This is a genomic window from Flavobacterium hydrocarbonoxydans (assembly GCF_009789235.1).
GTDB lineage: Bacteria > Bacteroidota > Bacteroidia > Flavobacteriales > Flavobacteriaceae > Flavobacterium > Flavobacterium hydrocarbonoxydans.
Genome location: NZ_WSTB01000011.1, coordinates 58,032 through 71,161 on the forward strand (window position 1 = coordinate 58,032; position 13,130 = coordinate 71,161).

Genomic DNA, 13,130 nt, shown 5'->3' on the forward strand with positions numbered 1-13,130 from the left:
GGTCGCTCCTCCGGAGCTGAATCAAAAATCATTTCATTTTCTACAAACAGTTAACCTCTCCGAGGTTATTAGTTTCTCAAAGGTTTCCCTTTAGTTAACATATACTGAATTCTTTCCAATGTTTTTCTCTCTGTACAAAGAGATAAGAAAGCTTCACGTTCGATATCTAATAAATATTGTTCAGATACTAAAGTTGCTTCAGATAAATCACCTCCGGCCATTACATAAGCCAGTTTGTTAGCGATTTTTTTATCGTGTTCCGAAATGTATTTTCCAGCTTCCATTTGATCTGTTCCTACTAAGAACATTCCAAGTGCCTGTTTACCTAAAACCTTAACATCGGTTCTTCTGATAGGTTGTGTATAACCCGCTTCAGCCATTAACAACGCATGTTTTTTAGCTTCAGCAATCTGACGATCTTTGTTTACTACGATAACATCTTTTCCATGTTGAAGAAGTCCAGTATCAAAAGCTTCGTAACCCGAAGTAGATACTTTAGCCATAGCGATTGTCAAGAAATATTCCTGAAGAACGTTCAATTCCACATCGTTTTTGCGGAATAAATCAGAAGCTCTTAAAGCCATTTCTTTAGATCCACCACCACCAGGAAGTACACCAACACCAAATTCAACTAATCCCATGTACGTTTCTGCAGCAGCAACCACTTTATCAGCATGTAAGCTCATTTCGCATCCACCACCAAAAGTCATTCCGTGTGGTGCCACTACAACAGGAATAGAAGAGTAACGAACGCGCATCATCGTGTCCTGGAACATTTTGATCGCCATATTCAATTCGTCATATTCCTGCTCAACCGCCATCATAAAAATCATTCCGATATTAGCACCAACAGAGAAATTCGCTGCCTGATTACCAATAACCAAACCTTGATATTCTTTTTCAGATAAGTCGATTGCTTTATTGATAGCCTGAAGTACATCGCCACCAATAGTATTCATTTTAGATTGGAATTCTAAGTTCAAAATTCCATCTCCTAAGTCCTGAATGATGGCACCGCTATTACTCCAAACTTTTTTGCTTTCGCGAATGTTGTTCAGAATAATGAATGAATCTTGTCCAGGTACTTTATTTTGAGATTTTGTTGGAATATTATAGAAATAAGTAGCTCCTTCTTTTACAGAATAGAAACTTTCGCTTCCAGAAGCCAACATTTCAGTAACCCATGCAGCAGGCTCAAGACCTTCTGCTTTCATGATTTCGATTCCGTTGGCAACACCAATTGCATCCCAAATTTCGAATGGACCATTTTCCCATCCAAAACCAGCTTTCATGGCATCATCAATTTTATATAATTCGTCTGAGATTTCAGGAATTCTGTTGGACACATAAGCAAACATTCCGGCGAAACTCTTGCGGTAGAATTCTCCCGCTTTGTCTTTTCCTTTCACCAAAACTTTAAAACGATTGATGGGTTTATCGATAGTTTTAGTTAGTTCAAGTGTAGCAAAATTTGCTTTTTTAGCAGCACGGTATTCTAATGTATCTAAGTCAAGAGAAAGAATATCTCTATCTACTTTTTTGTAAAAACCCTGACCAGTTTTGCTTCCCAACCAATTGTTTTCCATCATTTTTGAAACAAATTCAGGAAGTTTAAACAATTCGTGTTGTTCGTCGTTCGGGCAGTTTTCATAAATACCGTTGGCAACGTGTACCAAAGTATCTAAACCAACCACGTCAACAGTACGGAAAGTAGCCGATTTTGGACGACCAATTACCGGACCAGTCAATTTATCCACTTCTTCAATCGTTAATCCCATTTCTTTAACCAAATGAAACAAACTCTGAATTCCGTAAATACCAATTCTGTTTCCAATAAACGCTGGAGTATCTTTGGCAACAACCGAAGTTTTTCCTAAAAATTTAGATCCGTATTCATTTAAGAAATCCAACACTTCAGTCGAAGTTTTTGGACCAGGAATAATTTCAAATAATTTTAAGTAACGCGCAGGGTTAAAAAAGTGGGTTCCGCAGAAGTGTTGTTGAAAATCTTCGCTTCTTCCTTCGCTCATAAAATGAATCGGAATACCAGAAGTATTAGAAGTAACCAAAGTTCCCGGCTTACGGAATTTCTCAATTTGTTCAAATACTAATTTTTTGATATCCAAACGCTCCACTACAACCTCGATAATCCAATCTACATTGGCAATTTTTGCCATGTCATCGGTCGTATTTCCAGTCGTGATTCTGCTTGCGAATTTCTGACTGTAAATAGGTGATGGTTTCGATTTTAATGAGTTCGCCAAGTGCTCGTTTACCAATCGGTTGCGAACAGCTTTACTTTCAAGCGTTAATCCTTTTTTAGCTTCAGCTTCTGTCAACTCGCGTGGTACGATGTCAAGCAGTAAAACTTCAACACCAATATTGGCAAAATGGCAAGCTATTCCTGAACCCATAATTCCGGATCCAATAACAGCAACTTTTTTAATTGTGCGTTTCATAAGTAGTTAATATTTTGTTTTTTGTTTTAGAATTTGAAATGACTTTGTTTAAGACAATTCATCTTCAATTTTTTCTGTTTGAGTAAATATGTTTTTATCCTGAATCAATTCGTTGATAATTTCTGAGACTTCGATAAAATGTTTTAGCTTTTCGTCCGAAACATGTTTTCTAACGGTTTCATTAAACTTCAACACCGTATTTTTAGATAAATCTCTTTTTTCTTTTCCAAATTCGGTCAGGTAAATCAATACCCCGCGGCCGTCACTCGGATTTTTTTTGCGAACAATCAAACCTTTGTCTTCCATAGATTTTAATGTTCTCGTTAGGCTGGTAGCTTCCATTCCCATTCTTGGTCCCAAGGCTGTAGATGGAGTTCCTTCTTCTTTGTCTATGCTTAAAAGTGCAAATCCTGTGGCCATTGTGGCGTCGTATTTTGCAGCTTCTTCGTTATACATTCTTGATACGGCTTGCCATGTAGCTCTCAAAATATAATCTATTGTTTTGTCTTTCATAAGTAACTATATCGATTTCAAATATAATCAAAAAATACTATGCATGCATATAATTTTTAAATATTTTTTTGGTTAATAAAAAAAGTCCTCTGAAATAGAGGGTTTTATGGTTTAATTTTAATTGAAATATACTATTCTTTTTTGAGATTTTAACAATTTAGACTCCCCAAAAATTGTTTTTTGCTCTTTTATTATGATTTAATTCTGCTTTGTGCAAAAAAACGGATGGTTCTCTGCGAATAAAATTTAGGGCTGATATCTCGAAATGGCACTTTCAAGAATGTTTTTCATCCTTTTCCGAAGGTTTTCAGGACGCAAAACTTCAATTCCGTTACCAAAACCCAACAGGATGCGTTCCATTTCATAATTTGGAGTAAGAAAAAGGTGTATCACGATACTTTTATCTTCGTTTTCTTTTATCAGTCTCTGGCTGTGATGCAACGGTTTCGTTAACACATAAGGCGCGTTTACAGCATCAATCCAAAGCTCAACACGACCCGGACGGGAACCCGTATTAACAGTTACGCCAATAACATTTTTATAAAATAAATCGGCATCAAACTCTTCTTCTATATAAGGTAGGTTAAAATCGTAATCAATACGGATGATGCGGTCCAAAGCCAAATTCGCGATGGGTTGAGAACCTTTTTTCCTGCCTACCAGAAACCAGCGGTTATTAAATTCCTTTAAAATAAAAGGATGAAAATGAAACGTATTTTCGTCCCTCGATTTAAACGATTTATAGGTAATCACCAATACTACTTTCTTAATAATCGCCTGATAGATCTCATCCAGAAAGTGCAGGCCTTTCAGCTTTTCGTTTTTATCCAGATAAATAACCGGTTTGGTATGCGATTTTTCAGCATAGATTTTATCTTCCAGACGCTGCAAAATATCCGAAACATCATTAAACAACGAGAAATCTTTAAACTGTTTCAGCATCGAAACAGTCTCGGTCAAAACATTCATATCGGTTTCCGTCAGCGGAATATCGGTTATCGTAAAATCTTCGTCTTCGTATTTATAATACTTTTTATCGTAAACAATAATCGGTGCATTATAACCCAGTTTTTCACTGCGCATCAGCTGAATATCCATCTGGATGGTGCGTTTGCTAATCGGGTTTTCGCGGCCTTCATATTCAAACAAAGCCTCAGAGCAGCATTCGATCAGGTCTTCCAGAGTCCATTGCCGGTATTTATTCTGCAGGCATTTGTCTATCGTTTTGTAGCGGATTAAGGCATTTTTATTTTGTGACATAAGGTTGGGGTTTTTGCCGCAAAGGCACTAGGGCTCTAAGTTTTTTTTCACGCAGATTTGCTTCGCCTGTTCGCTATCGCTCGGGTCGCAGATTTGGGCAGATTTAATTTAAAATATAATCTGCGGTATCTGCTTTAATCTTTTAAAAATCTGCGTGAAATAAAAATTTTGTAGCTCTGCGTGTTTGCTAGATTAATTCAGCGTTATATATTTGGGCGTGTCCCAAGGGCCGGGCTGTCCACTATATCTTTTGTGGCGAACCCCGCCACAAAAGGATACCGTTCCCATCCCTCACGCGTCTAGGACAATAAGGAAATCTCTTTTTCAATATTAGCTCTGGCTTTCTCTTCATATAAATTCCTGAATTGATCCGTTTGAAAAATAAATTCATTCTCCAGGAAATGTTTTAATGCTTTCGCTCTTCCGGGTTTATAGAGAAAGTCTGGATAAATACGGTATTCTTTTCTAATCTGTTCAAAATAGGTTTTATATCCGTCCCAATCGCGGGCGAGAATTTTCAAATCAAAATCGATCAGCCAGTTTATATCTTCAATTGCATTATGCTGATGTAATTGTGTGGCACAAATCATATCAAAAACCAATTCCGAATTCAGAGTGGTTTCCTTCGGAAGAATTTTTACGGCAAACTCAGCACTTTTCAGTTCATTGTCTTTCCTGCTGCTGCTATAAATGTAGTCGTGATAAAAAATAGCATACAAAACTTCAACAGGAAATTGAAGCTGATCGGCATATTTATCATAACTGCTAATCATATCTTGTATGTGCGTCAGATTATGATAGTGTCTCGATTTCTTGGAATAAGCCTTTTCCAGATCAAGCCAGTTTTGCTGAATCTCATTTGTTCCAAAACCAATCTTCGAGAGTAATTGGGTATATTTATCTTTAAGATTCATGTTGTTTTTTCTCAAAAATAACCAATCTTTTTCTGCTGCGCAAAATAATTGCGTAGTAAGATAAAACCTTTGTACTATCAAAATATAAAAACAATGAAAACACAAATCAACGGATTTGAATTAATGGAATTAGGATTCCCGGAAGGAAAAACAATCGGAATCGCATTAAAAATAAACAATAAAAGACATGGTCTAAAACGCGATGAGATGATAACCAGTTTCAAAAGCGTATTAGAAACACCTGAAAATTATACAGACGATGCTATTTTTAGCAAACTGGCCATCGCCTTAATCGAAAAAGCAAATGAAAAACCGGAAGATTTTATTGTTTTAAACGAAAACCCGAACCCATATTCCGCTTACGGATTAGAACATATCGAGGATGGAGCCAGAAAACAAATGGAAGTGGCTATGCAACTCCCTGTTACGGTTGCCGGAGCGTTAATGCCAGATGCGCATCAGGGTTACGGATTGCCTATTGGCGGTGTTTTAGCAACTAAAAATGCCATTATTCCGTATGGTGTTGGCGTTGATATTGGGTGCAGAATGGCGTTGTCGGTTTATGATATTCCGGAGGATTTTTATTTTGAAAATGAAGCTAAATTCAAAAGAGAATTAGTAGCACATTCTAAGTTTGGTGCGGGTCATGGTTTTCACGGACAGTACAAATCTGATCACGCGATTTTGGAGAATGATACTTTTAATATAAATCCGTTTGTGAAAAATCTAAAAGATAAAGCCTGGTCACAATTGGGTTCTTCGGGTGGAGGTAATCACTTTGTAGAATTCGGAATTATGGAATTTGCCAAAGACGATGCGATATTGAATATTCCGAAAGGAAAATATGTCGCTTTGTTAACGCATTCCGGTTCACGAGGAATGGGCGCCACTATTGCCGGACATTATACCAAAATTGCCAAAGAAGTTTGTAAGCTTCCGGAAGTGGCCAAAAACTTAGCCTATTTAGATATGAATTCGCAACTGGGTCAGGAATATTGGATGGCGATGAATTTGGCTGGAGATTACGCATCGGCTTGTCATGAAATTATCCATAACAAATTAGAGAAAGCTTTGGGCGCAACGGTTTTAGCCAAAGTAGAAAATCACCATAATTTTGCCTGGAAAGAAATCTGGAACGGAGAAGAAGTAATTGTACACCGAAAAGGTGCCACTCCGGCAGGAAAAGGTGTCATGGGAATTATTCCGGGAAGTATGACTGCACCGGGATTTTTGGTAAGAGGAAAAGGAGAGGAGAACGCTATTAACTCGGCTTCGCATGGAGCAGGAAGACAAATGAGCCGGACACAAGCCATAAAAAATATCACTAAAACTGAAATGCAATCTATTCTGAAAGATCATGGCGTTACGCTTATTGGTGCCGGTCTGGATGAAGCCCCAATGGCGTATAAAGACATCAATCAGGTGATGAAAGCACAACAGGATTTGGTTGATGTTGTAGCGAAGTTTACCCCAAAAATGGTTAGAATGGCTGATGACGGAAGTAGAGAGGATTAAGCAAACCTGACAGGTTTTTAAAATCTGTTAGGTTTTTTAGGTTCAAAGAGGTAAAGTTACTGAGATTTTCCTCATTTTATGTCATTTTCGACGAAGGAGAAATCCTCGCGAGAAGCTCGACAAAGATTGGACTTTCGTTGCGGAGTTACTTGCGAGGATTTGCTTCGCCAGTCGCTATCGCTCAAGTCTGCCTCGCCGAATTGACAAAAAGCGCTAAAAAACTTTGTGCCTTCGTCTCTTCCTTCACAGGAACGACAAGATGGTCTGGAAATATAAAAATAGCAAATAATCCAGTGGCTTGTTCATAGCATCCCAGAAGCAGATAGCTGCCGAAACGATTTGAAGCGGCCTTGTTTTCAGGTGTATTATGGAGATTTTTAATACAACCATTATCAACATCAAATGATTGGGTTAAATCACGAAGTGTTTAGGTTCTATTACGAAGTTTTTAGGTTCTGTCATCAAAATTTTAGGTTCTTAACCTAAACGTTTGGGTTCGGAACCGAAACACTTCATGATTTAACCGAAACGTTTGGGTTTGCAACCGAAACACTTCGTGATGTAACCAAAACAGTTGGGTTTAGAACCGAAACACTTTGTGATACAACCCAAACGTTTGGGTTTTTACTTGTAAAAACAGGTGTTTGTACTGGAGTAGGAGGCGATTTATTTTAATTATATTTGGAAAGTAACGATGAGGGATTATAAAGCAAAGAAGGAGTAAGTACCTATAAATCATAGGGATTTATTTATTTGAAGCAGTGAGGTTTAATTTGGGTAAATTGAGGAGAAGATGAATGAGAAGTTGATTTTGTTTTTTTATGAAAATTATAAATTGTAGTATATGAAGAAAATTTATGACTTGATTTTAGATGACAAAGAGTTATTTAAAGACTATTTTTTAAATGACCAAAATGAATCTCTTTCATATTTTCCAAATTTTAATTCTATAAACATTATTATAGGAGCCAATAATTGTGGTAAAAGTAGGTTTATACGAAATTTTATGAAAGTAAATAGATTTGTTGGTGTTGCAGATTTATTAAAATTTAAAGAACAAATTAATAATTATAATATTAAGATAGAAGATGTAAATGTAGAAGGGCGACAATATTTATCCCAATATGATAGAAATAGAATTGCAGGATATAATTCTAATAGGACTACCGAAATTGCTAAAATTATTAGGCAAAACATTTTAGTACAGTTAGATGCAACTAAACCAGAAACTATTTTAGACGTTTTTGATAGCAACAAATTGAAGCTATCTCAATTAAAAGGTAAGTTAGATAGTGTAGAAGCAATAAATTTTGCAAGATTTGATAGCGATTTTTTTTGTCATTATCCCAAATTTAAAAAGTATTATATACCAACTTTACGAACTGCACATTCATTGTTTCAGATAACAAAATTTGGTTCAGAAAAGAGTATAATTGAGCCTGGAAACGATAATTATGAAAAGATAGAAAAAGATGTTTTTCTACATACTTATTTAAAGAATTATAAAATTGATAAAAGTATTGATGTATTCACGGGTTTGCATTTGTACAGAGAAATATTAAATTCTAGAAATTCGGAAAAATCTATTAGGAATCAATTTGAAAAATTTGAAAAATTTTTGAGTGTGAATTTTTTTGACGGCAAACAAGTTGATATAGTAGCCAAATTTGATAAAAATGATAATGAAAAAGGAATTAATGAATCTGAATTAATTCTTATACATGTTGATGGAGATAAAGACACTAGAACATTATATAATCTCGGAGATGGAATTCAAGCATTAATTGTCTTAATGTATAAAATATTTATGGCAGAATCGAATTCCTTTATCTTTATTGATGAACCAGAATTGAATTTACATCCAGGAATGCAACGACTTTTTTTAGAGCAAATAACTACTAATAAAGATTTGCAAAAGAAGCAACTAACTTATATAATTACTACGCATTCTAATCATTTTTTAGATTTAACTATTGAAAAAGACAATGTGTCTATTTATTCTTTTTCACCAAAAAAAATGGATAATGGTGAAAAACAATTTATAATCAAAAATGTAAATAGAGGAGATAATAAATTGCTTCAAGATTTAGGAGTAAATAATTCTTCGGTTTTCATGGCAAATTGCAGTATTTGGGTTGAGGGAATATCAGACAGAAATTATATAAAAGCATTTTTAAAATCGTATTGTGATTCAATTGGAAAACCCTATCCTAAAGAAGATATAGATTTTGCATTTTTTGAATATGCAGGCACTAATATTGATCATTATATTTTTGAAGATGAGATAGAAAAAGAAGATGTAGAAATTGTTATAAAGGATATAAAAGCCTTAGCAATTAGTAATAGAATATTTCTTTTAGCAGACTCAGATGCATCTAAAAAAAATTCTAAAAAAGGGATTAGATTAAAAAAGCTAGAAGATGCAAAGACAGATAATTTTATTCCTAAAGTTATTTGGAATATACGAGAGGTGGAAAACCTTTTGACTAATGAAATGTGGAAGGAAATTCTAATTGAGCTTTGCAATAAAAAGTTAGTTAAGTCTCATGAAGTAGATATTTTATTGAAAATTGACAGAGCATTGTCTGAAGTTGATTATTCAGGTTTTGTGAAAAAATATGTTGGAGAATTTCTAGAAGAAATAAGGAATAAAATAGGAAAGATTTCTTCAACGTTTATTCTTAATCAATCTACTTATGAAGTAAAATCGGATGGTTCATTTGGAACAATAATAAAAAAAAGAGAATTAAGCGAATTAGTTTTTAATAAAAATTTTTCTTGGGAAATTTTATCTAAAAATAAAGAGATTAAAGAGCTAACAATCGAAATATACAATTTCATTACACAAAAGAAATGACCATCCAAACCCTAAAAACCCAATCCCTAATCCTTTTCAAAGTTATTTAAAAACTAAATCATAAAAAAAACGGCTACCTCAAACCAAAGACAGCCGTTTTCTAATTATAATTATACTCTTATAACGGATATTCAAACAACAAAGAAACCCCTTTTTGAAGAGGAATAATTTGGAAAGTTCCGTTTATGCCTTCCATTCGCAAAGTCATATTGGTTATACCGTTTCCTTTTTGCATCGTGTCTGATAATCCAATGCCGTCATCCATGACCGTAATTTTAAAAGCAGTATCCGTTTGCTCAAATAAAATAGAGAGGTTGTATGCCTGACTGTGTTTATAGACATTATGAACGGCTTCTTTGATCACTAAAAAAAGATTTCGCCTTGCTTTTACAGATAATTCGGTTTCCTTATCCAGAATCTTCGAATCGAATTGCGAATGAATGTTGGTTTTATCCAAAAAACGTTTGACATACAAACTGGTGTATTCGATAAAATTGCCAATCGTGTCATTTTGCGAGTTCAGACTCCAAAGAATTTCCCGCATGGCTAAATTCATATCTTCAGAAGTAGTTATGATGGCGTCTAAATCTTCGGAATAACTTTCCTTTGGCATTTTATATTTTAAAAACTCAGCCTGAAGTTTTATAGCCGAAATTCCAGCGCCTAAATCATCGTGCATATCCTGCGAAATTCGTTCTCTTTCTAACTGAATCGCTTTCTGACGCTCTAATTCTTTCTCTAATAACTGGTTTTTGAATTCGCTTTCTTTTATCTGATCTTCCTGCTGCTGAATCAGCTGTTTTTTATTATAAATAAATACGACTACTATTATGAAACCAACAAAAAGCAACATCACAATGATGGCAATAATATAAGTGAGTTTTATTTCATGGGGTAGTTCATTCATTGGTTTTGGATTTTTGCAATTCTTTCGTATTTAAGTAATCCTTTAAAAAATAAAAGATACATAATGCAATTTATGATATAGAGCAATTCTCTCAGTAAAATTAAAAAAACTTTGTCCCGACTATCAAAAAAATGCCTTGGAATTACCCTAAAAATAAAGAAACAACTCCAGAAAAGCAAAGCAGTAGAAATCCAGAAATTGGGATCGTCTGTAATTTTATCTTTGGACGGAAAAGCGATTTTCTGATAAAACCACAACATACTGTATAAAATATAAAACAGCGGTAAGGCAATGATTAATTTTGATTCCAGGTTTTCTCCCAAGAAGTTAGGGAATACCAAAACACCAATCAGAAGAAGGACAGAGAGTATATTGGCTTTCTTTTTAAGACTTGTATCGAATAGACTGGAGTAATAATACCAAAAAAACACAATACAAAAAACACAATAGAAATTATACTGAAAACTCCATTGCGAATCTTTATCTATTAATAACACTATCCAGGAAAAAACCTCTACAAGAAAAGTTACGAGAAGGTATATAACCAAATAGTTTTGGCTGGAAAGATTGTATTTCCTAACCAAAACTATTGATTTTAATAGTGTTAAAAGTAATATTATTTCATAAATGGTATTCATTAAGGTCGCAAGTTGCCTAAATCAGAACCAGGAACTGGATCAAAAGTACTAGAAGCTTCATTAAATAGGGCATGTACACAAAATGAAATTCTTTTATTTCTTATTGTAAACTCTGCCGTAAGTACAGCGTCTTCCTGATCTAAATCAGTAGGGCAATATTGCCACATATTAAATTTTAGGGCATAAACAGTAAGCTTTAACCTCTCCATTTTTGTTAAGTAGTCATTAATATTTTTCAAAGTATAGGCAGTCAAAACATCTTCTTCGCCAGTTTCTTTTTGTAATTGCGCTCCTATGCCTTCTTTAAAAGCTGTTACCATGGCTGCAAAATCGGTATCTTTAATAACGTCACCCTCTAAGGAATAAAAGACATCATCAGTTTTAATTGGACATTGGTCATTATCAGAGAAAGACAAACCGATATGTAAAAAATCATCTTTTTGAAGGTAATAAAACTTACAGTATGCTTTGTTTTGATTGTCTGAAAGTAATTGTTTGAATGTCTTTAGATCTAGTGAAAAACTTTCGGTCAGCCCATTAATTTTCGAGCGTAATTTTTGATATTCTTTGATAAAAAGTGCTTCTATCTCTGGTTTAATTTCTTTTATAAAATTAATTTCATCTATTCCTTTTTCTTGTGATTTTTTTAAATCCATGGTTTTAGTTTTTGTGGTTAAATTTGTTAATTGCTTCGATTTTATTGTTTACTTGTAATTTTCTATAAATATTACCAATGTGTTTTTTGATGGTATCGACGGCTACATTTTTTTTGTCCGCAATTTCTTTGTGGAGTAAACCCTGCGCTACCAGTTCGAGAATTTGTTTTTCGGTTACCGTAAGTAAGGGTAAAGGTTCTACAGGTGCTTTGGATTCCTGAAAATGTTTTAAAACACGTTTGGCAATACCAAAACTCATCGGCGCATCTCCTTTGTGCGCTTCCAGAATGGCCTGAATAATTTTATCCAGCGGATCTCCCTTTACGAGATAACCACTCGCACCTGCCCGCAATGCCGAAAAGATTTTTTCGTCATTTTCGAAAGTGGTACACATTACGAATGTAGTTCGCGGCATTAATTCGGTTAATTTATACACAATATCAATCCCAGATGAATCCTGCAATTGTATATCCATTAAAACCACATCGGGTTCTGTAGCTTCTAGTTTTTGTAAAGCATTTTTACCATTAAAAAATTGAGCGACACATTCCATGTTTTCCTGGAAGTCAATAATATTTTTCAATGCCTGACTGTAATTTTTATCGTCTTCGACTATAGCCACTCTTATTTTCATGATGTTACATTTTCATTACAAAATTGGATATTAAGTATATTATTTGCAATTACCCTTTAGGGTGATATTTGAAATTAAGCGGAACCGGATTTTAAATTTTAACAAAACTTAAACATACAAAAAATATGAGAAAATCAACCGTTGGAGGTAATTAATTTTAACATATAGGAATAGAGGTTTTCACTCTTAAAAAAGGCAATTCAGGCCTAATCAGGATTAGAGAAGAATTTTTTCTATCTTTGTTTTTTAACTGTATGAAAGATGAACTACAAAATATCATTTCAGGAAAGAGCCAGGTTAAGCATGGAACAAATATCCAAGCAGGAGCCCGTTACCTTAGAAAAAGCAAGAGCGCAAGCGGAACGTTTGAGTCAGGCAAGCAAATCAAAAGTGAAGAAAAAGCGTTAATAAAACAATTTTGTGATCGAAATGGTTTTTGGATTACTTCTATAAATATTAAAGAATAATCTTTTCATAAGTTCTCTAAAGAAGAATTTATTACTTCCTGAAATAATAAGTTTATTCATAAAACATTCTAAACGTCTTGATATTCAGGACGTTTTTTTATATACCTAACTTTTTTAACAATAATTTAAAAACTACGCAGAATAACTGCGCACTACAATTTGAATATTTGTCTAAGAAATAAAACAAGTTCTTTTTATAAACTGAAATCAATCAAAGTGCGACTTTGAATACAATATCAAACAAGTCCTGTTGCGTGTTTCTGTATAGCACCATTGTAGTGAACTTTTCGCGAAAGCGTATTATGTTTTT

General features: G+C 34.3%; 10 protein-coding genes. 3 read left to right on the forward strand and 7 right to left on the reverse strand.

The window, feature by feature from the left end; translation table 11 throughout:
- Positions 1–68 precede the first annotated feature (68 nt).
- The 4 genes from GON26_RS17470 to GON26_RS17485 form a co-directional block, all read right to left on the reverse strand.
- Positions 69–2,459 (reverse strand): 3-hydroxyacyl-CoA dehydrogenase/enoyl-CoA hydratase family protein, encoded by a 2,391-nt coding sequence (locus GON26_RS17470; RefSeq protein WP_160376057.1) that lies wholly within the window; start codon positions 2,457–2,459, stop codon positions 69–71.
- 48 nt (positions 2,460–2,507) lie between these two features.
- Entirely contained in the window at positions 2,508–2,972 is a 465-nt protein-coding gene (locus GON26_RS17475) for a MarR family winged helix-turn-helix transcriptional regulator (protein WP_160376058.1), read from the reverse strand.
- Positions 2,973–3,218: 246 nt separating this feature from the next.
- The gene (locus GON26_RS17480; RefSeq protein WP_160376059.1) at positions 3,219–4,232 is read right to left on the reverse strand and encodes a helix-turn-helix transcriptional regulator; all 1,014 of its coding nucleotides are present in this window, start codon (positions 4,230–4,232) and stop codon (positions 3,219–3,221) included.
- A gap of 299 nt (positions 4,233–4,531) precedes the next feature.
- Positions 4,532–5,146 (reverse strand): HD domain-containing protein, encoded by a 615-nt coding sequence (locus tag GON26_RS17485; RefSeq protein ID WP_160376060.1) that lies wholly within the window; start codon positions 5,144–5,146, stop codon positions 4,532–4,534.
- A gap of 93 nt (positions 5,147–5,239) precedes the next feature.
- Here GON26_RS17485 and GON26_RS17490 point away from each other — a divergent pair, with 93 nt between their 5' ends.
- Positions 5,240–6,661 (forward strand): RtcB family protein, encoded by a 1,422-nt coding sequence (locus GON26_RS17490; RefSeq protein ID WP_160376061.1) that lies wholly within the window; start codon positions 5,240–5,242, stop codon positions 6,659–6,661.
- Between the two features lie 844 nt (positions 6,662–7,505).
- Positions 7,506–9,518 carry an AAA family ATPase gene (locus GON26_RS17495; RefSeq protein ID WP_160376062.1) on the forward strand — a complete coding sequence of 671 codons (2,013 nt, stop codon included), beginning with the start codon at positions 7,506–7,508 and terminating at the stop codon, positions 9,516–9,518.
- A gap of 118 nt (positions 9,519–9,636) precedes the next feature.
- Here GON26_RS17495 and GON26_RS17500 read toward each other — a convergent pair whose 3' ends face one another.
- From GON26_RS17500 to GON26_RS17510, 3 genes are all read right to left on the reverse strand, one after another.
- Positions 9,637–10,425 carry a sensor histidine kinase gene (locus GON26_RS17500; RefSeq protein ID WP_160376063.1) on the reverse strand — a complete coding sequence of 263 codons (789 nt, stop codon included), beginning with the start codon at positions 10,423–10,425 and terminating at the stop codon, positions 9,637–9,639.
- Positions 10,426–11,062: 637 nt separating this feature from the next.
- The gene (locus GON26_RS17505) at positions 11,063–11,719 is read right to left on the reverse strand and encodes a hypothetical protein (protein ID WP_160376064.1); all 657 of its coding nucleotides are present in this window, start codon (positions 11,717–11,719) and stop codon (positions 11,063–11,065) included.
- Positions 11,720–11,723: 4 nt separating this feature from the next.
- Positions 11,724–12,353: a response regulator transcription factor gene (locus GON26_RS17510; RefSeq protein WP_160376065.1), complete on the reverse strand. Its 630-nt coding sequence runs from the start codon at positions 12,351–12,353 to the stop codon at positions 11,724–11,726.
- Positions 12,354–12,607: 254 nt separating this feature from the next.
- On the opposite strand from GON26_RS17510, the gene GON26_RS17515 reads away from it, so the two are divergent.
- Positions 12,608–12,820, forward strand: a complete 213-nt coding sequence (locus GON26_RS17515) for a hypothetical protein (RefSeq protein ID WP_160376066.1) — start codon at positions 12,608–12,610, stop codon at positions 12,818–12,820.
- Positions 12,821–13,130: the final 310 nt, after the last annotated feature.